This is a genomic window from Candidatus Sulfuricurvum sp. RIFRC-1 (assembly GCF_000310245.1).
Classification (GTDB): domain Bacteria; phylum Campylobacterota; class Campylobacteria; order Campylobacterales; family Sulfurimonadaceae; genus Sulfuricurvum.
Genome location: NC_020505.1, coordinates 581312 through 605899, shown reverse-complemented (window position 1 = coordinate 605899; position 24588 = coordinate 581312). Strand labels below are relative to the sequence as shown.

23 protein-coding genes are annotated in these 24588 nt (G+C 43.1%); 9 read left to right on the top strand and 14 right to left on the bottom strand.

Annotated elements, in window-relative coordinates:
• Window positions 1-58: 58 nt before the first annotated feature.
• From B649_RS03235 to B649_RS03210, 6 genes are all read right to left on the bottom strand, one after another.
• Window positions 59-3448, bottom strand: coding sequence for a molybdopterin-dependent oxidoreductase (locus B649_RS03235; RefSeq protein ID WP_015653074.1), 3390 nt, complete (start codon window positions 3446-3448; stop codon window positions 59-61).
• 13 nt (window positions 3449-3461) lie between these two features.
• Window positions 3462-4361 (bottom strand): NrfD/PsrC family molybdoenzyme membrane anchor subunit, encoded by a 900-nt coding sequence (nrfD, locus tag B649_RS03230; RefSeq protein ID WP_015653073.1) that lies wholly within the window; start codon window positions 4359-4361, stop codon window positions 3462-3464.
• Window positions 4361-4996: a 4Fe-4S dicluster domain-containing protein gene (locus B649_RS03225; protein ID WP_015653072.1), complete on the bottom strand. Its 636-nt coding sequence runs from the start codon at window positions 4994-4996 to the stop codon at window positions 4361-4363. The genes nrfD and B649_RS03225 overlap by 1 nt, the downstream gene beginning before the upstream one ends.
• Before the next feature lie 229 nt (window positions 4997-5225).
• Window positions 5226-6518 carry a histidinol dehydrogenase gene (hisD, locus tag B649_RS03220; protein ID WP_015653071.1) on the bottom strand — a complete coding sequence of 431 codons (1293 nt, stop codon included), beginning with the start codon at window positions 6516-6518 and terminating at the stop codon, window positions 5226-5228.
• A 12-nt stretch (window positions 6519-6530) separates the two neighbouring features.
• Window positions 6531-6950, bottom strand: a complete 420-nt coding sequence (locus tag B649_RS03215) for a thioredoxin family protein (protein ID WP_015653070.1) — start codon at window positions 6948-6950, stop codon at window positions 6531-6533.
• A 1-nt stretch (window position 6951) separates the two neighbouring features.
• Window positions 6952-7458, bottom strand: coding sequence for a shikimate kinase (locus B649_RS03210; RefSeq protein WP_015653069.1), 507 nt, complete (start codon window positions 7456-7458; stop codon window positions 6952-6954).
• A gap of 62 nt (window positions 7459-7520) precedes the next feature.
• On the opposite strand from B649_RS03210, the gene B649_RS03205 reads away from it, so the two are divergent.
• Entirely contained in the window at window positions 7521-7829 is a 309-nt protein-coding gene (locus B649_RS03205) for a cupin domain-containing protein (RefSeq protein WP_015653068.1), read from the top strand.
• Here B649_RS03205 and B649_RS03200 read toward each other — a convergent pair.
• Together B649_RS03200 and B649_RS12060 are read right to left on the bottom strand one after the other, a co-directional pair.
• Entirely contained in the window at window positions 7819-9405 is a 1587-nt protein-coding gene (locus tag B649_RS03200) for a methyl-accepting chemotaxis protein (RefSeq protein WP_015653067.1), read from the bottom strand. The genes B649_RS03205 and B649_RS03200 overlap by 11 nt on opposite strands.
• A gap of 30 nt (window positions 9406-9435) precedes the next feature.
• A complete protein-coding gene (locus B649_RS12060) occupies window positions 9436-10809 on the bottom strand; it encodes a M23 family metallopeptidase (RefSeq protein WP_015653066.1) in 1374 nt (457 codons plus the stop codon).
• A gap of 79 nt (window positions 10810-10888) precedes the next feature.
• On the opposite strand from B649_RS12060, the gene fbaA reads away from it, so the two are divergent.
• On the top strand, window positions 10889-11971 hold the full coding sequence (fbaA, locus tag B649_RS03190) for a class II fructose-bisphosphate aldolase (protein ID WP_015653065.1): 1083 nt from the start codon (window positions 10889-10891) through the stop codon (window positions 11969-11971).
• 121 nt (window positions 11972-12092) lie between these two features.
• On the opposite strand, the gene B649_RS03185 is transcribed toward fbaA, so the two are convergent.
• The 4 genes from B649_RS03185 to B649_RS03170 all read right to left on the bottom strand — a co-directional run bounded on the left by B649_RS03185 (window position 12093) and on the right by B649_RS03170 (window position 18339).
• Window positions 12093-13178, bottom strand: coding sequence for a hypothetical protein (locus B649_RS03185; protein WP_015653064.1), 1086 nt, complete (start codon window positions 13176-13178; stop codon window positions 12093-12095).
• A 336-nt stretch (window positions 13179-13514) separates the two neighbouring features.
• On the bottom strand, window positions 13515-14357 hold the full coding sequence (locus tag B649_RS03180; protein WP_015653063.1) for a peptidylprolyl isomerase: 843 nt from the start codon (window positions 14355-14357) through the stop codon (window positions 13515-13517).
• Between the two features lie 91 nt (window positions 14358-14448).
• Window positions 14449-16365: a response regulator gene (locus tag B649_RS03175; RefSeq protein WP_015653062.1), complete on the bottom strand. Its 1917-nt coding sequence runs from the start codon at window positions 16363-16365 to the stop codon at window positions 14449-14451.
• Between the two features lie 12 nt (window positions 16366-16377).
• Complete coding sequence (locus tag B649_RS03170) at window positions 16378-18339, bottom strand: response regulator (RefSeq protein ID WP_291750927.1); 1962 nt, start codon at window positions 18337-18339, stop codon at window positions 16378-16380.
• 99 nt (window positions 18340-18438) lie between these two features.
• Here B649_RS03170 and nth point away from each other — a divergent pair, with 99 nt between their 5' ends.
• Window positions 18439-19086 (top strand): endonuclease III, encoded by a 648-nt coding sequence (gene nth, locus B649_RS03165; protein ID WP_015653060.1) that lies wholly within the window; start codon window positions 18439-18441, stop codon window positions 19084-19086.
• A 14-nt stretch (window positions 19087-19100) separates the two neighbouring features.
• Complete coding sequence (locus B649_RS03160) at window positions 19101-19316, top strand: hypothetical protein (protein WP_041192387.1); 216 nt, start codon at window positions 19101-19103, stop codon at window positions 19314-19316.
• 3 nt (window positions 19317-19319) lie between these two features.
• On the opposite strand, the gene cmoA is transcribed toward B649_RS03160, so the two are convergent.
• Window positions 19320-20036, bottom strand: coding sequence for a carboxy-S-adenosyl-L-methionine synthase CmoA (cmoA, locus tag B649_RS03155; RefSeq protein ID WP_015653058.1), 717 nt, complete (start codon window positions 20034-20036; stop codon window positions 19320-19322).
• 124 nt (window positions 20037-20160) lie between these two features.
• On the bottom strand, window positions 20161-21657 hold the full coding sequence (gene pyk, locus B649_RS03150; protein ID WP_015653057.1) for a pyruvate kinase: 1497 nt from the start codon (window positions 21655-21657) through the stop codon (window positions 20161-20163).
• A 134-nt stretch (window positions 21658-21791) separates the two neighbouring features.
• Between pyk and B649_RS03145 the strand changes: the two genes are divergently transcribed.
• The 5 genes from B649_RS03145 to B649_RS03125 all read left to right on the top strand — a co-directional run bounded on the left by B649_RS03145 (window position 21792) and on the right by B649_RS03125 (window position 24510).
• On the top strand, window positions 21792-22445 hold the full coding sequence (locus tag B649_RS03145; RefSeq protein WP_015653056.1) for a hypothetical protein: 654 nt from the start codon (window positions 21792-21794) through the stop codon (window positions 22443-22445).
• Between the two features lie 161 nt (window positions 22446-22606).
• Entirely contained in the window at window positions 22607-23260 is a 654-nt protein-coding gene (locus tag B649_RS03140; protein WP_015653055.1) for a hypothetical protein, read from the top strand.
• Window positions 23261-23632: 372 nt separating this feature from the next.
• Window positions 23633-23878, top strand: a complete 246-nt coding sequence (locus tag B649_RS03135) for a DNA-binding protein (RefSeq protein WP_041192386.1) — start codon at window positions 23633-23635, stop codon at window positions 23876-23878.
• On the top strand, window positions 23875-24120 hold the full coding sequence (locus B649_RS03130) for a hypothetical protein (protein ID WP_015653053.1): 246 nt from the start codon (window positions 23875-23877) through the stop codon (window positions 24118-24120). Before B649_RS03135 ends, B649_RS03130 begins: the two co-directional genes overlap by 4 nt.
• A gap of 105 nt (window positions 24121-24225) precedes the next feature.
• On the top strand, window positions 24226-24510 hold the full coding sequence (locus B649_RS03125; RefSeq protein WP_015653052.1) for an HU family DNA-binding protein: 285 nt from the start codon (window positions 24226-24228) through the stop codon (window positions 24508-24510).
• Window positions 24511-24588 lie beyond the last annotated feature (78 nt).

Genomic DNA, 24588 nt, shown 5'->3' with positions numbered 1-24588 from the left:
GTAGCTTACAAGGCTGAAAAGTGCCTAATGAGAGTGTGTTATACGAAGGTATCAAGCCTTAGGACTTGATACTCACTTCATAGACCGATGGATCGAGATTGACCCAAGGGCGTTTAATATGGCGAGGACGGCGAAGGGTTGAATTTGAATCCAAACCACGCGTCAATTTGTCTCTCCATGCTTGGTAGACTTTAAAATTATTATCGTAGTTTACGAAAATATCCCCGATTTTATCTCCCGCTTGTGCCGGTTCCAAAAGAACCTTATGGTGCCAGCAGTGCATACCCGAAACAGGGTCAGGATGAGGAGCCGCAACGGCATTTTGCCATGAACCGCTCAAACCATCCCACCAAATATTACCGGAGTCACGGTTGTAGTCAGCGAAACGCTCTGTGTGGAAAGGTTTAATCCCCTCGACGTATTTGAGTTTGCCTACTTTTCCGTCCATTTGGATCTCAGCTACCGGAACCCCGAAGCTGTTAAGCCCGGTTGTCCCTTCGTAATCATCGATAATGCTTTGTCCACCTGCTTTACCGACATTCGCCGGAGATTCGGAGAGGAACTCTTTATTATTCAAATCACGCGGTGCCACGCCCGGCGCTACTTTTCCATCACTTACACCGTTTGGAATCGTAACCGCATTGGTGAGCTTCCAGCGTCCGCCATGGTGTGAACAGGCAAGTGTTCCCGGAAGAACACCCTCTGTCGGAACCGCCATCGCAACGAAATGACCCCCTTCTAAACCAGAAACCGTATCCACAATACGAACACGGATCGCATCACCGCGTTTAAAGCCGAGACGAGCTGCATCTTTCGTCGAAATCCAGATCGGATCATGATTCTGTGAGATCTCCATCAAATGTTTCGAGTTCGCTGAACGGGTATGAATGTTATACGGCAAACGGAATACCGTATTGAGTGCAAATGAATTCTCTTCCGTCATGTATTTATGGTTAACATGAGATACAAGATGGATGTATTCATTTTTCTCATCCTCGTTACGAGGATAGAACGGCATTGCATACTCTCTCCAATGCCAATCGGTAGCCCATTGGGTATAGAATTCGAGTTTTTTCGTCAGGGTTGCAAACCCTTCCATTTTTTTACCGTCAATCTCGATACCGATTTTTTTCTCTTTACCGTGATGATCTTGCGCTGAGATCACTCCACCCGCTCCAACACTCATTGTTCCCGCAGCGAACTTGTGGCCGTGTGAAATAACTTCACCGTCTTCAAATTTGAGTTCACGCTCTTGTGCATTGAAGATTTTATCCTCTTCCATCCATACACCGTAATCACGAAGATACGAATAAACCGGGAACTCTTCGTTCATATAACGTGGATCATTGGTAGCCGTCTCTTTGAGTTTCGGCAAGTTGTCCCCGAACGCCGCATCGTACCACTCTGCGATGGTGACCGTTTTACCCGGATTACGTTTGGATTCCCACATTTTTTTGATTCCGAGAGACCCGTCCGGATCGATATAATCGGTACATAGTTGGAACCAGAACTCATTCTCTTCCCACACTTCACCCAGACCCGCTTTAATATGTGCTTCGAGGGTTGCACGGGCAGGATTTTTAGCTTTCCAGCCCGATTTTTCCAACGCTACACGCAATACCGGCTGACGGAAGCTTGTCCAGCGTGCCGGCATCGTTGCTTCAGAGTGTTGGTCATGGCGTTCACCCGCAAGACCTACAGGGAGAACATAGTCCATATACCAGTTGGTTTCTGACCATACCGGAGAGAGGTTCATGGTAAGCTCCATGATCTCTTCATTTTTCAACACTTCGATCCAACGGAAACCGTCCGGATTAATCCATACCGGATTGTACATACGTGGAATATAAACCGCCAATTTGCTTGGGACGGTCAATCCGCGATCTGTCCATTTTTTCTGCCACGCCGTATCGCTCAAAAGGTGTGGAAGAAGATATGAGAGCTCATACGTTGATAACGGCCATTCAGGAGGCCATGTCAACTCATTCCATGCTTGTACTTTCGGTACATCGGCACCTGAGATCCCTTGACCTACGGTAGCGCTCCCCCCTTTACCGGAGACAGAGATAACGTGCCAGTGGTGGAAGAAGGTTCCCCCCTCGGTTCCGATAGCTCCACGAAGTCCGATACAGAAATAGGCTGAACGTCCGCCCATCCACGCACCACGGTTACCCGCAGCCGCTGCACGCCAGATATAGGTAGAGATCGCATCACCTGCCCAGATAAACATCTCATAGAGTTTTTCGAGTTTATAGGCAGGAACATGGGTCTCTTTCACTGCATACTCAAGGGTATACGGAGCGTACATATCTTTCAAAAGCTCCATGTAGCTCTCAAAGCTGCGGTCTGCCGGAAGTTTAGTAATTTGACCTTTTTCAACCATAAAGTTAAGATGCTCGGAATCGTTCATCAAGGTTTCCCAGTTGAACCATTTTTTCACAAACTTCTTATCCGTCATATTTTCGCTGAGGATACGATTCGCTAAATAGAGATAAATAGCTGCTTCCGTCCCCGGCCATGCCGCGATCCATAAATCCGACATCCCCGCAGAGTTCGACATACGTGGGTCCATAACGACGAGTTTAGCCCCTTTTTTACGCGCATCGGCGATAAAGCTTGCTGATTGCTGAAAATAGTGCCCCGCATCCGCTGCATGAGAGGAGTTTAGGAAAATAAGTTTTGCATTTGCCCAGTCCGGACTGGTGCGGTCATCGTTCGCTGTCCAGATCGTCGGAGTACGACCGTTGGATGAACAGATATTCGTATGAGAGTTATACGAATCCAATCCCAATGTTTCCCAAATTTGAGGAACAAAGCCGTTTTCATTTGGACGACCGACATGGTACATGACCGATTTTTTAGAGAGAAGATCCCCTTTACGAATCGTATCGGCCATTTTTTTACCGATGGTAGACATCGCTTCATCCCACGTCGTACGGATCCACTTACCTTCTCCGCGTTTTGAACCCGGCGCACGTTTAAGCGGGAAAGGGATACGGTCAGGATCGTACATCTGCGATTGAACCGCGTACCCTTTTGCACAGTTGCGTCCGCGTGAAGCGGGGTGAAGAGGATTTCCCATGTATTTTTTAACGGTAAACGTCTTTTTATCGATCCATGCAGTAAGTCCGCATGATGCTTCACAGTTCGAACACGCTGTCGGAACGATCATGAAATCATTTACATAAATCCCATCAGGATTGTTTTCACTCTGTACACCGTGACGATCAATACCGCCACGTTTCCAATCTACACCGCTAAGTTCTTGGAAATGGTTCCATTGATCTTGAGGAGGATAGAATGAGAGGCTATCAGGAGTGTTGGTGAATTTGCTCTCTTTTACCGATTCAGCGGCTGCATCAACGGTAAAAACTCCTTTAGCGATTGCGGCACCCGCTACAGTGAGCGCGGTCCCTTTTAAAAATGTTCTTCTACTTTCTAAATACATCATAATCTACCTCTTAGCTCATATTTAACAATTGAGGAATAACCAACCACACGTGTTTCGTTACCCACAAACCGACCAGTGCAACCACTGCGGCAATTTTTAACAAATAGTACGATTGGTTTTTCAAGCTCAAACATACCAATGCCATCGGTACCAAGAATGCCATTACTTGTCCAATCCAGAACATTACGGTATATTCGCCGCCTTTAATAAACTCGAGAGTTGCCCCGACTTCTTCCGCTTTCATCGATCCGAAAATAAGTTCAGCCATGTAGAGGATAAATGCTGCTGCTGCCGCAAGTCCCAAAACAACTGCCAAATCTTTTTTAACCGCATCGGAGAATTTATTACCGCCGAGAAGAATCATCGTGGCCGTTCCTGCAAGGAGAGCCGCCAAGATCATTTGCGCCGATTCCGTCGGCATTTGCCATAACTCACGCGCCGTTGACTGCGCCATCAATCCTGCTGTATACAACGTTACAGGAACAGCAAGAAGTACGGTCCATCCGAGGAGCTTGTCATACAAAACTTCATCTTTTTTCAGGTAGATTGCGTATGCCATACCAAACAACAATCCTACGAAACCGGTTGCCATCCACGCACCGATCGTAATCGCCGATGTCAAATGAGGATAGAAGAAAATATGCCAGAAACGGAACATTTGGTGCAAATCGATGACCGTAAAAAACAAGAAAATATGGATAAATACAATCGAAATCGCAACTATCGGAAAACGGATAAAGGCTGTTTGCTCAGGATGTTTCTTAAGCAAATAAAACCCAAGGAAAATAATCCCCGTCCCAATACTTTTTGCCCACATATTCATCGTAATAATCCAACCCCAAACGATACCCGGAAGAGCAACGTCAAGAACTACAACCGCGTTTGTTGCCGCTATTGTTTCGTGTACCATTAGTGCCCTCCTATAGGGAGATGTTTAAGATTATTGAAAAGGTTGTGACCTTCACCACGGAACGATGCCAACGGGTTGAGTGTTACATTGCCGCCACCGACGTAATAGTGGTGAGGGAATGTCCCTTTTTCCGGTTTACGTACTTGGACGTTTCCTTGGTGTGATTGGATGTATTTACTGATGTTCGACATCGGATCATCCAAATCACCGAAGATATTGGCCTCAACCGGACAAGCGACAACACACGATGGCATCATCGAACTCGCGACACGGTGCGCACAGTAGGTACATTTATCGGCTGTTTGTGTTTGAGGATCAATGTAGATCGCACCGTACGGACAGGCCATAACACAGCCCGCACATCCGATGCAGCGCTCTTTATCGATATTAACAATACCGTTTTCAAGATAGTGCAATGCACTCACGGGACAAATACGTTCACACGGTGCATTGGCACAATGATTACAGCGAAGCGGTGTAAATGTCCGCTTCGTCTCCGGGAATGTTCCTACATCAACATATTTGACACGTAGACGCCATGTACTAAGCGGAACTTCGTTCTCCACTTTACATGCGATCTCACAGCCCTTACACCCCATACATAGGCGAAGGTCTACTAAGAAACCTAATTGCATATATTCTCCTTATTCCTGATTCACGTGAATGCCATTCATGTCATAAGCAACATGAATAATCTTTATTTGATGCCGTGATTACAGGCATTTAACGGCATTTCTGCTGGGTTGATAGTAGCCAAAATAGGTTTAACCGAAACTAAAAGGCGACCCGTTTTTGCTATAACTTTTTGATATGTAACCGTTTGGAAATGTTTCCCGCAAAGGGGAAAAGAAGGATAAAAAAGATTTATTTGTCGAGGCGGCAGCGAACCGATGCTTCGTGTGCACCCAGCCCTTCGGTATGAGCGATAAGGGCACACGCCTCACCGATTTCATTGATCGCTTGACGTGAAAATGAGATGATGGAGGATTTTTTCATAAAATTCTCAACCCCAAGCGGTGAGTAGAATTTCGCTGTCCCACCGGTAGGGAGAGTATGATTCGGCCCTGCAACGTAATCTCCGATCGCTTCAGGGGTATAATGGCCTAAAAAGATCGCCCCTGCATGTTTGATGGACGGCAATAAAGCAAAAGGGTTGTCCGTCGCTACTTCGAGATGTTCAGGTGCTATCTCGTTCATCAAACGCACCGCTTCTTTCATCGAATCGGTTACAATAATAGCGGCGCGCTCTTCGATCGATTTACGGGCAATCTCTTCACGAGGAAGTTTTTTGAGCCAATTTTCAATCTCGAGGGCACAGGCATCCGCAAATTTTTGTGACGGGGTAATCAAAATTGAGCTCGCCATCTCATCATGCTCTGCCTGAGAAAGCAGATCGATCGCGATGTGTACAGGATTCGCCGAATCATCCGCCAGTACACCGATTTCGCTCGGACCTGCGATCATATCAATGTTTACTTCGCCAAAGACCATTTTTTTTGCCGTTGCAACAAAAATATTACCGGGACCCGTAATCACATCTACTTTTGGAATCGTTGCCGTTCCATACGCCATTGCCGCAATCGCGCTAGCGCCACCCACTTTGAACACTTCGCTCACACCGCACAGATGGCACGCCGCCAAAAGAAGCTCATTCGGTTCATTATCAGGAGTCGGTGTTGTTACGACGATGTGCTCAACCCCTGCCACCTGAGCAGGAATAACGTTCATCAATAATGAACTCGGATAGGCCGCTTTTCCTCCGGGGATATAAAGCCCGGCACGATCAACCGGAGTTACTTTCTGTCCTAAAATCGTCCCGTTAGCTTCGGTATCGAACCAGCTTTTTGGAAGCTGTTTTTCATGATAAACACGGATACGATCATACGCCAAGTGCAAAGACGCTTTCAGTGCCGGGTCCAGTGCCTCATACGCACGCTTCATATCATTGGTATCGATACGTAACTCCGTACCAGAAGAAGGGCTCCATCGATCGAATTTTGAGATGTGTCGGATCAAAGCATCATCGCCATCGGAACGTATCTCATCGATAAGCCCTTTAACGATTGTAGAGACATGCTCCATATCCATCTTTCCACGCCCTAGTAGTTCGTTAAAGACTGTCTCAAAATTGGATTCATTCGTATGGATTAGTGTCATTTAATATCCTTTTTACTTGCTCGCCGCACTTTTTTTGTATTCTTGTTTGACCATATCCAGTGCATTGAGAAACTGCTCACTCTCAACAGCCCCCATCACAGGTTGATACATCGGTTCGCCATCCGATTTCAAAAACCATGTCCCCGGTGTTCCCGGAACATTTAACTGACGTGGAAAAAGTGGATTCTCATCTATATATACGATCGCACTGATAAAATCCGCATTGAGTTTTTGCACTACTTTTGGATTTTTCAGCGTTGTAGTTTCAAACTGAACACAAAAACGGCAATGATGATTTGAAACAATAAACATCAACGGCTTTTGGGCCGCTTTTGATTTAGCGATCGCCGCTGAGTATTCTTTTTCCCACTTGATCTCAACAGCGAAGATTACTGTGACGCACATCAATAGCATTAAAAATATTTTTTTCATCTCATTTAACCTTTTTAAGAATCTCTTTTGCGATGTCCGGTATATCTTTATTACTCACATCGATCACAATATCGGCTACTTTCTTATAAAGAGCGGAGCGTTCATCATAAAGCTTTATTGCTTTATCGATATCTTGAAATAAAGGGCGTTTGCGTAATTTCTTTTGGGCATCAGGATGTTCGAGAATGCGATTGTGTATCGTCTCAAACGGTGCGGACAAATAGACGACTGTCCCGATTTTTTTCAAATTCGGTACTTTGAAAAATCCGCCTCCGGTAGAAATTAACGTCCCTTTGACCTCTTTTTGGAGCCACTGAGCCACTTTACGCTCCAATGTACGAAAATATTCTTCACCCTCTTCGGCAAAGATTTTTTTGATACGGCGGTTTTCCATACTTTCGATTATATCATCCGTATCGAGTGCAATCAGATTGGATTGTTTGACAATCTCTCGTGCCACGGAACCTTTGCCGACCCCCATAAAACCGATTAAGACAATGTTTTTCATAAATTCTCTGCTGTTGGTTTATAATAGTGACATCATATCACGCGTTAACTTAGGAGATATTCTTGATCATAGTAAATAACCTTTATCACAACGACAAACCCGCTGAAAACAGTGAAATATTTTCAACTCTTTTTCAAAATCATTCGATCAAAATTGAATCAATTCGATCATGGCTTAAAACCCCCGGAGAACGCTATGAGCAAGAACAAGATGAATGGGTATTGCTTTTAACCGGGAGGGCTTGCCTCCAAGTCAATGATCAGGCACTAAACCTGGTAGCAGGAGATTATTGTTTTATTCCTCATCACACCAAGCATCAGGTTTTATCAACCTCTAACGATGCTCTTTGGCTTGGAATTTTTAGCTCTTAAACTCATTAATACGAGCAGAGAGCGAATTGGCGACTTCAAGTAACTGTTTCGAATCATTTTCAATCTGCTCAACACTGTGGCGATTCGATTCCGAAACATCATTAATCTGTGAAATTTTATCAATGATCCATTCGATATGACCGACAACCTCGACTGAATCATTATAAGAACGTTCCGCTACTGAGACAGAGCGTTCCATCTCTGAAGAGGTAGCCGAAATTTTTTCTTCTACTTCATTCGATATGACCGTTAAATCGTTCATATTTCGGGCATTTTCACCCATTTTATCGCTGACATCATTAATCGCTTGGACAATCGTTCCTACACTGATTTCGATTTCGGTCAAGCTTTTTTGGGTACGTTCCGCAAGTTTTCGTACCTCATCGGCAACAACGGCAAACCCGCGTCCATGTTCTCCCGCACGCGCCGCTTCGATCGCAGCATTCAGTGCCAAAAGGTTGGTTTGATCGGCAATATCTTTGATAACCCCGAGTACACTCTTCACTTGATCTGCATCCTGACGCAAAGACAACAACTGAGAAGACATCTCTTGCTCATTTTCAATGTATCCTTCTACCTCTCCGACAAGACGGGACAAGGCATCTTTGGCGGTGACCAATTCACCGTTTGCGTTGGCAACATTGCGTTGTGTTTGCTCTGATATGGCAATCGCTCCCGATAAAATCTCTTTAATGGAATGGCTTTTCTGGGTCGTTGCTTCGACAATTTGACGCTCTTGTTCTACCCCTCTTGATATAACCTGCGTCGCATCGGTGATCGTCGTCGCAATGGTTGAATTTTGACGGCCAAGCTCTTTAACCTCATTGACCGTCTCTTGTACCATCGAAACAAAACGGTTTACAGCCGTAGCAGCTTGCGAGAACTCATCTTTTTTCGTCACTTCAAGCCGTTTGGTTAAATCTTTATCTCCGCTGACCAACGCTCCAATGCGGTTGCGTAAACCCTCAAGTGGCGTCAATACTTCTTTTCCAAAGAAGATATTGAGGACTGAGACGAAAACGATAACGACAACGCTAAGCGCGATCAACAAAATGGTTTCGGTTTTACTGATTTCTTCATCATTTTTCTCTAAAGAAATGACCAAATCCATTACCCCTAAAACTTCTCCCGTCTGGATATTTGTATGACATGCCAAACATCGATCTTCCGCGATAAGGGGCTGAAGTAGACGAATAGTATGAGCACCGTTGGTATTTTCGATCACTTGAGACTTTTTGTTTTTAAAAACTTCACGAATAAGAGGCTCTTCGGTAAATTTTGATTCAGGAGCGAGCAAGTCAATAACCGCTTGTGATTTTTCAACCTTTAGCGCTTCAATACCCTCAATCTTTTGGGCATTAGCAATGGCTTCTGCGACAACTGCCGGGTCACCGGCAAGCATACTGCCGGTGAGGGTTTGAAAAATCGACTGGCTGAGCATATTAAGCGATCGCTTCGCCGTCTCATTCGAAAAATCATGAAACGTTGTCGTTAAGTACCAATAGATTGTCCCTAATCCTAAAAAACTAAAAAGCAATGTTGTAAAAATAATTTTTGATTTGACAGTATCGAACATGTGAAAACCCCGTTGTTATAATCTGTGGAATTATTGTACCGTATATTGATCGCCTTTACGCGGTAAAGTGACAATTCCTTGCAATGTTTGCATTTTAATCGGCAAATTCATCGGTCTGCGCATCGAAACCGGATCTACTTTACTGACACTAAAATGCAAATGCGGCCCGCTGCTGTAACCCGTATTTCCCGAATATCCGATCAAATCGCCTTTAGCAACCTTTTGTCCGATCACCGCGACAGCACCGCCTTGTTTCAAATGGTAATAATTTCCCATTGTCCCATCGCTGTGCTCAATAATGACATAATTGGCAAATTTACGATATTCGGGACTGCCCCCACCAAGGTTGTTGCTCCCTTCTGAGCCCACCACGGTCCCTTCGCGCGCGGCATAAATCGGCGTCCCGACCGGAACCGGAAAATCAACCGCATACGCCGATAGTCCTTTGTGCGATGTCTCCCCATGATATCCTTGCGAAATATGAACATCAGCCCCTTTTAAAAAAGGGAGTTTATAAACGTACTCATCTTTATGGATTGCAAAAGCCGATCCCCTCACCCATCCGTACGATGAGCGATAATCAACTCCTAACGCGGAAGAAATTCGTGAGAGTTCCAAAACTCTTTTTTTACTGCGTCCGGGTACTTCTATGAACAATGGAAGGTTTCCAGAGGCTTTTAAATTCGTAAGAGCCTCAAAATCAATACTCATCGTTACGGTATAGGGATTCAAATTTTCCGCTTCGAATTCAAATCCCCCTACCCCATTGGACTCTGCACTGAGAATAACACTGTTACGCGAACCGATTTGCGCAGTTTTTTTAACACCGGAGACTTCAGAGCGCTTTAAAATCCTCAAATGTTCTTCATACGCCTGTTCTTGTTCAATAGCAACCTGAATACTTTTTTGCTCCAGTGCCTGCTCATCGCACAATGCTTCAATGGACTTAATCGCGTGATACGGATAATTTTTTTGGTAAAATGCAATCACTTCAGAACGGATACGAGGATGATGGAGAGGATCAAGCGGTGCTGAAATCAAATCTTCAAAACTTTTCTTATCACTTTTGTCCATAGCTATGTGTAACGATTTACGATACAGATCATCGATGGATTCTTTCGTACGCGACAATTCTCGTAACTCTCTCAGATACGAATTCAAAATTTCTTTGTCAACCTCTTTGGATCCGGAGAGTTCTCTTCCCACGCTCAATGTCGCATCAACATTGCTCAAAAAGTTTCGTAATATTACTTTATTCGGCTCCATAACCGGTTTTTGGCTCAGTTTGTCAATCGAAACAGTACTTTTCTGGAGAGGGTCAGCCAAGGTATCAAATACTAATGGAGCTGAGGCCGCGTAAAGAACACTGCACCCGATCAAAAGCGAAAAACCGAAACGGACCAAAATCAACTCCCTTTTCTTTTAATTCTAACATTATTGCTCTAAGAGTATAATATCGTCAATTTTAACTGTGGGGTAAAGAATGTCCAAACGTATTTTAGAAGTGATGAAACCGGGAGTGCTTTTCGGTGATGATGTTCAAAAACTATTTGAAATTGCAAAAGAAGAAGGGTATGCTCTTCCGGCGGTCAATGTTGTGGGAACCGATTCAATCAATGCAGTTTTAGAAGCGGCAAAAGTAGTCAACTCTCCTGTTATTATCCAATTTTCAAATGGAGGAGCCAGTTACTACGCCGGTAAAGGGCTTAGCAACGAAGAAGAAAAAGCGGCCATCGTCGGTGCTATCAGCGGAGCGATCCATACCCATATGATGGCTGAAGCCTATGGCATTCCCGTCATACTCCATACCGACCATGCGGCGCGCCACCTTCTCCCGTGGATTGATGCACTTCTCGATGCCGGTGAAAAACACTTCGCTCAATACGGCAAACCACTCTTCACTTCTCATATGCTCGACCTCTCCGAAGAATCACTCGAAGAGAACGTCGCAACCTGTGTTGAATATATGAAGCGTATGGACAAGATCGGTATGACGCTCGAAATCGAACTCGGTGTGACCGGAGGAGAAGAAGACGGAGTAGACAACACCAATATCGACAACGCCCTCCTCTACACGCAACCCGAAGATGTCGCCTACGCCTATGAAAAACTCAGCGCAGTAAGCAACCGATTCACGATCGCCGCATCATTCGGAAACGTTCACGGCGTTTATAAACCGGGTAACGTCGTCCTCACTCCGATCATCCTAGACAACTCCCAAAAATACATCCAAGAAAAATTTGCCACCGCATCGGACAAACCGGTCAATTTCGTATTCCACGGCGGTTCAGGATCAACTCACGCAGAAATCCGCGAAGCGATCAGCTACGGGGTTATCAAAATGAATATCGATACCGATACCCAATGGGCAACATGGGAAGGGGTGAAAGATTATTACGAAAAGTATAAAGATTACCTCCAAGGGCAAATCGGAAACCCAGAGGGTGAAGATAAACCGAACAAAAAATATTATGACCCTCGTAAATGGCTTCGCGACGGGCAAAAAACATTGGTTAATCGTGTGAAAGCAGCGTTTGAAGATTTGAACGCAATAGACAGAAATTAATTCGGTTCCCATCTCGTCATCCCGTACTTGATACGGGATCCATCTTTTGTATTTAATCAGTGCAACCTAAAAAGTGAAGATTGAATACCTGACCCCCATTTACTCCTTTTTTTTACTCACTCTATTTCATCGCACACATTCCATATTCCACATCTACCACATACTCCTCCATCCCCCAGTCGTTATGGGTGACGATTTTGATCTCCTCATCTCCTTTTGATGCTTTGTGGATAAAAAGCGGCGGTGGCCAACCATTGCCTGAATATTCTGTGTAGATTTTCTCTACCTCATAACCTCTTTCTGTAAAGCTATCGACTAGCTTTTGGCAATCTTCATCATCGGTAAATTCATATCTTTTTGAGTGGTCAAATTTTTTATTGATAAAAAGGGTATTAAGATGGCTGACCAACTCATCGCCATAAGCAAAAAATCTCTCCTTATCCTCTTTATCCATCAAATTAAAATGTTCTCTAGTCAAAATCGTAAATCCACCACTCCAAAATCCTACACCACTAATAAAAAAACACTCCTCATTTTCTCTAAACGCTATGGGTTCATCTTTTTTTGCATGATAGACTTCTACCCAATTTGGGCTATGTAGCCTTGAAATCTCCCCATTTTCCCTTATTGTGTCAGTCTCTTTAGTCGTATAAATATATTTATCATCAAAACTTGAGCTTAGGACTAGATTTTCCTTATCAAGTGATTTGGAGATAAAGACTCCACTTAACTCATTAGAAGTGATACTTAAACCAACTCGCACTCCATCGCTATCAGGCTCAAAGCTTAATCTATAATTTTTGAGTTTGCCATCTTTAGTATGGGCTGATATGGTGATCTCTTGACACTGTGCATCTGGCTCGTAGTGATAGAGTAGATTATAACTTGTATCGTGGATATAGGCTATCTCATCTAGTAGTGCATGAGGCTCTTTTGTGTAGATAGTTTCAGTGCTATCATAAATCAAATCCTGTGCATCAAATATCGTTTGCGGAAGTTCCACATCTGCAAATCTAAAAGAACACTCCCTAATCGTCAAATCCGAGTTTGGATATGAACAAGTTGTGAGTGTGAGATATTGGGTAGTGCCATTTTTGAGATATTTTATCTCTGTATAACCAGCTAGAGTCGATATAATTAGCACTTTTGATGTTGTGAGGCGATTTAGTAATTCGCTATAAAGCCCTTTGCTTATTAGTTTATCCATGGCTTTTTAAAGCTCCATTATCGTTTTTTTCAGGCATTTTGAAATCAGGTAAAGCATTTAAATCTCTAATAATTTGTTCCCGCTCTCCTGAGAAGGAGCACTTCTTCTGTCACTCTATCCGTACGAGTACTTGTATGCGTTCCCACTCGGAGAGTGGGAACGAGGGATAATTATTTTGTATTTTTTAACATGATATAAGGATTATAGCAAGATGAGGTTTGATTTACAAATCTTTTGTTATCTGCCGTGATTAGTATTTTAGCAGTGGGTAAAAGGTGAATAGGAAGATGGATTCCGTGTCAAGCACGGAATGACGGGAAAATAGAAATATGAAGATTATTTTGTGTAGGTGATTTTCGCTTTTTCGCGAAGTGAAGACATTTTTTTCTCCATCGTCGCTTTAAACTTATCCATTTTCAAACGCTGCTCAATGAAGTTTTTCACATCATCAAACCCGAGTTTTTTCGCCGCTTTTTTATCTTCGACATAAATAACATGATAGCCAAACTGACTTTGTACCGGAGTAGAAGAGATTGTCCCCTCTTTCATCGCGAAAGCTGCATCGTTAAATGACGGTACCATTTGCCCGCGTGGGAAGTAACCGAGGTCACCCCCTTTTGCCGCACTCGGTCCGGTTGATTTGGATTTTGCTTGAGTGATGAACTCAGTTTTGAGTTTCTCCCCACTGAGGGCTTTCATACTTTTGATAATCGATTGTGCTTCCGCTTCGCTTTTCACCAAAATATGACGAGCACGGATTTTTTCTTTGTCCACAAATTCTTCCGGGTTTGCATCAAAATAGGCTTTTACCTCTTTGGCATCCACTTTAATTGCTTCAAACTGCTGTTGTTCCCATACTTTTGCTGCGAGCTGAATTTTTAGACGATCAACCAGTTTTTCCAATTCTTGTTTGTACTCTTTCGAATCCAATACTCCGGTTCGTTTTGCATCATCGTAGACAAGTTCTTGTGCAATCATTCCTTCGATAATTCGTTGGCGCAATTCATTTTGTTTATCGGCAGGCAAAGAATCAAAACGACCCTGAGTCCCCTCCATCAATACTTTATTCACTTCTTCAGAGGTAATTTCATCTCCGTTAACGGTTGCTAAAACAGCGGCTGATACACTCGTCGCGCTCAACAATAAACCCAAAATCCAAGCGGCATAATATCGCTTCATTGCTATCCTTGTGTTTTCCCTATTTTTCAAAGGGATTTGATTTCGGCATTATAATACATTTGCAAGTATAGTACGCAAAAAATAATCAATATTAAACGATGTTGCTTTGTCGTTTTTGTTGAGCAATTTTTAAATAACGGTCTATGGTCTGTAAAAGAAAATGTTTATCGATCGGTTTGGCTAAGTGGGCATCCAATCCTGCCGCAACAATCCGTTCACGATCACCGAACAATGCATGGGCGGTTAAGGCGATAACCGGCACAAACCCTCGGGAATCTCGTTTATCAATCTCTTTGATAAGACGGTTTGCCATCAACCCGTCCATAACCGGCATATCGATATCCATCAATACCAGATCAAAATGTTCTTTGAGATAACTATCAACCGCTTTCTGTCCATTATCTACCGCAACCACACGGAAATGTTCTTGAAGCAAAATAGTTTCAAGCAATTTAAGGTTGATAAGATTATCCTCTGCCACTAAGATTTTAATATTTTCGGCTTTCGGGACACTTTGCGCCTCAGGCGAGCGGGAAATATACTCTTTTGGCATCCGGTTCCAGATAACGGCTAACGTTTTATGCAACGAACTCGGAAGTATCGGTAAGGTGACGATGGAAGAGACCGAATCGATTAATGTATCCGCATGCTCTCCGTAATCAAGTTTCATGATCGGCACAACCCCTAACGTCGGATAGGTTGCATTGATCGCATCGATTTGCGATTTCGAAATATGCGAAACATCCATAAAGAGGACATCACTCTCATTCAAGGTTGTGGTAATAAGATCGTGGATCACTTTGGTCCGAACATCGAACAATTCAAGATATTTCAGTAACAATGCACCTTGCGTAGAGACTTGGAGGCCTTCAGTATAGATACACGCACGTGTTCCTGTCACAAAATCGAATGTCCCCTCTTCGTTGAGCTGATGGGTTACCCGAAATGAGAATCGTGAACCCTTGCCGCTTTGCGATGCGAGCATCAAATGCGAATCCATCATATCCACGTATTTATGACTCAAGCTCAAACCGATCCCAAGTCCGTCTTTACCGCGACGCTGATTATCCCAAGCCGAAGCAAACGGGCGAAGAAGCGTTTTCATTTTCTCTTGTTCAATACCGCACCCCGTATCACTTACCGCGTATTCAACTTCAACGAAATTCCCTTCCTCTTTAACAATGAGGATTTCAACAAGGACACGTCCCCCATCAGCGGTAAATTTAATACCGTTTTGGATGAGATTACGCATAATGGAGAGGATCTTATCCTGATCCCCGATCATTGTTTTTGGCAAATGGGGATCAATCAAGAACATCAATCCGATCTCTTTGGATAAGGCAAGATCGCAAAATTGTTGTGAAAAGCTCTCGTACACTTCAAGAGGGTTGAATAATGCCAGATTGGTATGAACGCTTCCACTCTCTACTTGCATCATCTCCAAAAGATTTTCAATATTGCGCATCATCGATTGAGCACTTCGGCTTGTCATGTCCACATACTCTTGCTGCCATGAGCTTAAGGGAGAGTTTTTCAAAAGATCGCTAAAGCCGATAATAGCATTCATCGGGGTACGAAATTCATGTGAGATATTGGTCAAAAATTTCTTTTTGAACTGTTCAAAATAACGCTCAGCCGCACGAGCCCGTTCAATAATCGATATATCTCGAAAAACCACTCCGACAATCGAAATATTTTCCAGTAAAAGCACCTCTGATTTTACCGAAACATCATAACTGATGTCACCGACACCAATTTTTCCTCGATAATCTCCCGATTTTGAGAGAAGATAGGAGAGGTCCACCCCCTGAGGATCAAACCATGTTGATATAGGGGCAATATCTTCCAATGCTTTGACATTAAGCAGTTCTATCAATAACTCATTGGAACCGAGCAGACTCCCAGAGAGATCGGTATAAACCATCGGATCAGAATGTAAATGGGAACATGACGTGAGCAACCCTATCAGATGGGCATTTTCTTGTTCAAAACCTTGGATATAGACCATAGTATCTGCTCCTTATACTTTAACGTGCAAATATTTGTGAAGAACATATTCGAGTTTTTCTCGGGTAAGAGGTTTAGAAAGATAATCATCCAATCCTCGTCCTAAAATATACTCTCGATCCCCTTCCATCGCCAATGCCGTCAACGCAATAATCGGCATACGTCCAACCCGTGCAGGGCCCTCTTCGGCTTTAATCTCTTGGGTTGCCAAGATACCGTCTTTAATCGGCATATCAATATCCATAAAGACAATATCGAATGTATGCTCGCGACATGTTTCAACCGCTTCATCTCCATTGGAAACGGCAATAACGTTAATACCGTACTCTTTGAGCAACAATTTTATCAAACGTTGATTAATCAGATTGTCTTCAACAACCAAAGCACTAACCCCTCGTTGAATCTGCGGAGCCATTACCGGTGCTTCTTTCGTAATACCAAAAACGTTAATCAAATGATCCAACAAAGAGGTAGGCAGAAGCGGTTTGGAGAGCGGGATATCGATAACATGGAGCATTTTTGCCTGAAACCGTTCATGCTCATCTAAAAGAAGAACGGTTTTACACTCCCGCTTCATTCTTGATAGACTCATTGTCCAATCACTTTTTTCCTGAGACGCAATCAAATAGACAACTTCCGCATTTTCAAAAATCGTTTCATCGATCATTTGCGTTTTCGTAACACTTACGCCGAAACTGCGTAAATAGTTCGTGAGATGGTTGGCGTCATCAAGCCGCTTTTCATCGATCAATGCAACCTTAACACTGTGGGCATTGATCATCTGCATTGCATGATCGGATGAGCCTTCCAACGTCAGAGCAAAGCTAAACGAAGAACCTTTCCCCTCATCACTGGTAATTTTAAGTTCTCCCCCCATCAAGGATATCAATCCATGGGAAAGACTTAACCCAACCCCTAAACGGTTGTCGGCATGATCCCCCGATACAAAGGGGCGAGTAATATTGTTCATCTCTGCTTTACTGATCCCCTTACCGGTGTCTTTGACACTAAATCCGATATTACAGGTCCCTGTCGTATTACGTTTGAGCAATTTTACCTCAACCGTAATACGTCCGCCGATTTGGGTGAATTTCAATGCATTATTAAAGAGATTATTGATAACTTGTTTGATTTTACGGATGTCACCGGTAACGTAGGTAGGTAGTTTAGGATCAATAAAACATAAAATTCCGACCCCTTTGTCGCCTCCCATTGAAACGGCTCCGCGAGCGAGTTCTTCCATCTCAGCCACAATGTTAAATTCAGATTTACTCACATTTAATCGGCCGTTTTGCATTTGGGCCAAATCGAGAAGATTTTCGATATTGGACATCAGATTACGCGCCGATCCTTGAACCGAATGGATGTATTCGAGCTGAGTATCGCTAGGAGACGTTTTTGAAAGGAGTTCGACAAAACCTAAAATACCGTTCATCGGGGTCCGAAATTCATGTCCGATATTGGCGAGAAATTTACTTTTAAGCTGTTCAACCTTAACCACTTCGGCTTTTAGGTCTACAAGATTGCTTTGATCTTCCAACCGAAGCAGATAGAGATCGGTTCCCCCCTCTTGTATCAAAGTCGAGGTTGCCGACATCGCATGCATTTTTCCTGCCGTATCGACAATCCCCAACCCGTATCCTTTCGGGAAATGGGTACGCAGATAATCCAACCAGCTTTTATCGTATTCGGTAAAAACTTCTTCATCTTCATGGTCGAAAAGCTCGCGGATACTCTCATGATTATGCCGCAATTCCTCGATATTATGAACCGGTACTAAATCAAAAAAAGCTTTATTTGCTCCGATCCACCCGCTCTCTTTCGTAAAAAAAAGCAATGGATCCGTATCCGTATCCAGTACTTTGTAAAAAAGCTCTTTGTTAATATTTTGCTCTGCGTCTTGGGCAAAGCGGTTCTCATCTTTACTAAAAAGTTTTTGAATCATACTGAACAATCCCAAAATCATCTCCTGCATTAATTTTGATTGAAATCGTTTATTGTAACACAAAAACTTCACACTCCTGTTTTTTTTTCACCTCATGTTACAATACGCTCAAAAAATGGACTGAACGGGATGAAGAAAGCGACCAAAAAAGAGATTGAAGCGATTAAAGAGGCTTTTTTAGAACGTTATTCTGATGCCGTCACGGAACTCAGTTACTCCAATGTGTATGAATTGGTCATTGCGGTTGCCCTCTCCGCTCAATGCACCGATAAACGGGTTAATCTCATTACTCCCGCTTTATTTGAAACCTACCCGACACCTGAGGCACTTGCTAATGCCGATGTTGAGAATGTAAAACGTATCATTCAAAGCTGCTCATTTTTTAACAACAAGGCAATCAATCTCATCGCAATGGCCAAAAGAGTCGTCGACGTGTACGGAGGGGAAATTCCACTGGATGAAAAAGAGCTGGTAACTCTCGCCGGTGTGGGACAAAAAACGGCGCACGTTGTCCTCATCGAGTATACACAAGCCAACCTTATGGCAGTCGATACTCATGTTTTTCGTGTCAGCCACCGGTTGGGATTAAGCGATGATCTAAGTGCCATCGCTACGGAAGAGACCTTGGTAAAAAAGTTTAAAACCAATCTCCATCAACTTCATCAAGGGCTGGTACTCTTTGGCCGTTACATCTGTACCGCCAAAAACCCCAAATGTGAAAGTGAGTGTTTTTTGTCAGAGTTTTGCAAAAGCAAGGATGGATTTAAACCCCGATGAGATACAATAACCCCATGAAAAAACACTATGTATTGCTTTTATTGCCGATGATGTTCGCAGGATGTTTTAATGATCGCGGTATCAGTCTGCGCTATTACAACGACTGCGAAGAGTATTATGATGCCCAAGGGTACTATCATAAACAATGCGATAAAAATCTCGTCGATTATAAAGAGGTCCAAGAGGCACTTCAACCGGCGCAAAAGCCAACCGGCGGTAGCGTAAGATAGAAGTTATTTAATCGCGATAAACGTTGCGAAATTTGCCCATCTGAAAAGAACTTCACAGGTTTTAAAACCGTTATTCTTCGCCATCTGAATATTTTCATTCATCGTATAAGGGATGAGAACGTTTTCGAGCGCTTCACGCTTTTGTACAATCTCATACTCACTGTATCCTTGCACTTTTTTAAAATCATAATAGCAATCGATCAGCTCTTTGTTTAATTTCGGATCTTCACTCACTACTTTTTCACTGAAAATAAAAACACCGCCCTCGTTCAATGTATCACTGATGGTACGCACCAATGAGTCTCGAACCATCGGCCGGATAAACTGCAATGTGTAATTGCTGATGATAACTTGGGCTTTTTCATAAGGAAATTGGAGAATATCGCCCTCATAAAGTTCGACTGACGAACCGTATACTTCGATTTTTTTACGGGCATGGGTAATCATCGCAGCAGAATTATCAATTCCGACAAGGCGAATATCTTCCCTTTTCCCGATAGAGCGTTCAATCTCCAGTAACAAGGATGCAGTGGAACACCCCAAATCATAGACAATCCCCCCTGAAGCAAGAGCATTCATGGCAAAATGACGGGTTAGTGCCTGTGACTCTTTATAAAAAGGGACAGATCGAAGAAGCATATCATCAAATACGGCTGCCACTTCAGCATCAAATTCAAACTGTTTTGAGATGGGTTTGGTAAATACGGTATCGGTTTTCATAAAGGGTATTGTAGCGTAAAGGGGGAGTGTTTTGAGGGGCAACTGGTGTGACGAAACAAACGCTTAGGCCCCTCATACGATAAAAAGCAATTTTTAGTCCATTATTTTCGTATGAACCTAAAAACTAAAACAAGGTAGAGATTCTACTCTCCTCACTTTTTTTGCTTTTGATCGGGTGCGACTTCGTCTCTCCAAAAAAAGTAATCTCGTTTTCACGTAAAATTCGGATAATATTGGTTGTCCCCGGCGTTCCTATCGGATATCCTGCCGTAAAAATATAGGTTTGGCTTTTATCGATGATACTCCGGTTCAAACCGCTTTGAATAATATCGCTCAACATCTCTTCAATACGCCCTTTTTTGATGAGATACGCAGGCACGACACCCCATACAATCGTCAGTAAACGGGCAACTCTCTCTTCATGTGTTGCAGCATAAATCGTCATTCGAGGACGGTAGCGGGAGAGTTTTTTCGCCGATGAACCCGATGTTGTCATCGCAATGATCCCCTCTGCGCTCAGCGAATCACCCAAGCGCACCGCCGATTCATTGACCACATCCATCGAATCATCATACCCAAAGTCAAATTTTCCGAACGGATAAATCTCCTCAATCGCTTGAATCGTATTGACCATCGTTTCGACGACCAAAACCGGATTATGTCCGATTGCACTCTCCTCAGAGAGCATCACGGCATCCGTTCCATCGAGCACCGCATTGGCGACATCACTGATCTCTGCCCGTGTCGCTATATCTTTTTCGGTCATCGATAACAACATCTGTGTTGCGGTAATAACCGGTTTAGAGTGTTCATTCGCTTTATCGATCAGCATTTTTTGAATGGTAGGGACACGGTAATAGGGAACCTCAATCCCCAAATCTCCCCGCGCGACCATTATTCCATCCGCCTGACGCAAAATTTCATCGATATTTTCAACCGCATCGAATTTTTCGATTTTTGCAAAAAGCTGAACCTCTCCGCCGCAAGAGCGGACAACTTCACGCGCCTTGATCATATCTTCGGCATTTTGAACAAACGAAATGGCCATAAAATCGACGTTATTAGCCACCCCCCATGCTATATCCGCTTTGTCTTTTTCAGTCAAAATTTCGATACCGAGTCGTGTATTGGGAAAATTAAGCCCTTTGTTGGAAGAAAGTTTCCCTTTGTTTTCGATTTTAGTCTGAACGCATTCGCCGTTTATCCCGACGATACGGGCACGAATGTTCCCATCGTGCAAATATACGGCATCATCCACATTGAGCATACGGAGAATATCGCTTTTGTTAATGGAAAGGCGGTAATGATGTGCTCCAACTTTCATCCCCGTACAAGGTTCATACTGAAAATCGAGCCGATCGCCGCTCTCAAAATAAAAATCTTCATTGAGCATACCGACACGGATCTTCGGCCCGCTGATATCTTGCAGCACCCCGACAAGCAAACCGGTTTCACGCATTGCGGTGCGGATATTGCTGAGTACTTTTGAATGATATTCATGGGTTCCATGCGAAAAATTGAGACGAAAAACGTTCACACCCGCTTTAATTAAAGCGGTGAGAGTTTCAACACTATCCGAAGCCGGTCCGACTGTTGCTAAAATTTTGGTCCGTTTTTGCATGAAAATCGCCTCATTTTATTTTCGGCAATCTTAACACATTTTCAAACCATTCTAACAACTCAAAGGGTGATGTTTTGAGCAATCTTTAGGAAATTTAGACTACAATGAGATTATCTAAGCACGATGGATTAACTATGAATAAAAGAGCGATCGATACCGATATTGTCCTTATCGATATTATTGATTTCTCTCGCCTCTCGATGGATGAGCAGCTCGAAATCATCTCCTATCTCTCTCTTACCTATAAAAAGATGATTGAAAAAATGGTCAAAATCTCCGGTATCCCTATGGAGAAGATGCTACAAGGGATCATCCCCACCGGAGACGGTTTTTACTGCATTCTACACCCGAGGCTCAAAGGATTCGGTCCGATTTTAGGACTCTCTTTTATCCATTTTTCCGATTTTATCGCGAAAGAGTACCCGTATTTCAAAGGGATTCGTGTGGCGGTTCACACCGGTAAAGTACACCGTTTTGAAGACATTTTAGGGCATGAAAATTTTGTGGGGGATGGGTTGAATGAGTGTTCCCGCTACATTGAAATTAAAAATCTGATCATCAGTACCGTCATCATCTCCGATCGCGCTTATGAAATATTGCAAGAGTTTTTGCATCTTCATAATGATTTTCGCAAACTTTTGGAAACATGCGAATTTCGCCACAGTTCGCTCCATACCTTTCAAGACAAACACAATATTACCCGCAACGGCTATCTGATTTGGATGCGTAAAGGGGCAATCATACCGCCGCCTCAAATCAACTTGGCTCCTCCTGCGAAAAAACGGTAATCCTCTGCAATGATTTTTTTGGTAAGATAATACAATCAATAAAGGACTAATCTCCCGCATCGCGAACGATGCAGGTAGCTTTAGGGGGTTGTAGGGACATTTGACCCTGCCACTTTGCGGGCTTTGCTCGGAAAGTGCTTAACATCAAAAAAGGAATATGTGTGCGTTTTACGATTGATGAATATGCCAAGACATTCAAAATGTCCAAAGAGATGATCCAAAATAAACTCCGAACCAAACGGCTCAACTATATCATTGAGGGAGGAGTGACCTACATCATCGTCCCCCGAAGTTCACTGGATGAGGAGAAGCGTCAAGAAATCGCCCAAAGTACAAAGCCATCACCGGCACCGGCTCCCCAAAAAACAACGGTGGGGATGATTATCGCCCTCTATCAAAAAGAGAATCAACAGCTCAAACTCAAAATTAAAGAGCTTGAAGCCAAAGTTGACCGTTTAGTGAATGATAAAGAGCAAATGCTGATCGCTGAGCGTGAACGGATTGAAGAGATCTATACGGCAAAAGATGAACAACTGAAAAACCTTTTGGAAGTGATCAACACCAAACTGCTCCTTTCCCACAGCAATGCCGTCCATGATGTTGACATCAGTACCCCCTCACCTGCATCCCCGACACTTCCCAACGGGCTAATCGAACTCAAACGCTACCTCAAATTTATCGGTATGGGCTCGGAAGAGCGCAAAGCAGTCAAACGCCGATTTGAACTTGCTTTCGGCTCAGACATACGCATTATTCAAAAAGAGGGAGAATTTTACGTCGATCTCTCCAAATACGATTACACCGATTTCCTTTAATCCGGATGTTATACGCTTTCTGGGCATAGCCCATACAATGGCAGGGACAAATCTCCCTAAAGCCACCCACATCTTCCGGATGTGGGAGAATTCAATACCCTACACGCACTTTTTCTCCCGATCAACCTTTTTTTAAATACTTGCTCATGCTCGTATCCCATTTGTTCACATCCATTTTTCATTATTTTAGACCAATACTTATACAGTTTTTCGTATATATAATACGTTTTTATAGATTTTAAAAGTGGAATACTAAATGCTATGTAAGTTTATATGTTACTTATATACATATTAACTAATCTTTAGTAATTTTTAACGAATACCATATACGGTTTAATGTTTATTTTAAGAAAAGAATACTACAATGGAGTGATGGAAATGAGCGACCTCTTTAATCTTCTGCACAATGCCATTGAGGCGCAACACAACGGTAAGAAGATTTCCCAAAAAGAGATGGCTTCAACGCTCGGTATTTCCATGCGGACCTATCAGGACTGGAGATTGGGTAATGCCAAACCCCAAGCGGCCAAAGCCGTCTTGAACATGCTAGGAATGCTCGAGGATGATGAGATCATCCGAGTGGTTCGAAAAATAAATAAGTTAGGGGATAAATCATGAGCAGTTTGAGTGAACAAGAACGTATCGGGTTGGAAGATGTCTTTTTATCCATCTCTTCTTCCCAAAATATTATGCAAAGATGGTCCATTTGGGGCAAAAATCTCTCGATCCAATTCGATGCAAAAAAGCTTGCTTCCCCTCTGCTCTTTACCCAAAATCCGAAAACTTGGATAAAAAACGGCCTAAAAAACCACAAAATCACTAAACTATTCAACAAAATACAAAAAAGAAGAAAAATTTAAGCTAAGAGATATTAAAGTATTCGCGGCTAAAACACTTATCCCACACATACCTCGTGTGTATGGGAGGTTTGAGTGTTATTCGCATATCTAAATCAAGGGCAATAAATGAATAAAGCGCAATTCGTAGAGTTGGTTCAAAAAAGCGGTGGTTACAAAACAAAAGTTGAAGCTGAAACAGCTATTAAAGCTTTCACAGAAGCGGTAACTGCAGCTCTTGTTGCGAAAGACGAAGTTTCATTGGTAGGATTCGGAAGTTTCGCATCTTCTCTTCAAAAAGGGAAAAGCGGTAAAGTTCCAGGAACTAGCAAAACTTACAGCACTGCTGATAAAATGGTTCCTAAATTCAAACCAGGCAAAAGTCTTAAAGACAGCGTAGCAGCAGGAAAATAATTCCCTCTCTCGTTTTCGAGGGATTTTTCCCTCACACTTCTCTTCCCCCTCCTCTATCTCATTTACATTGTATCATTG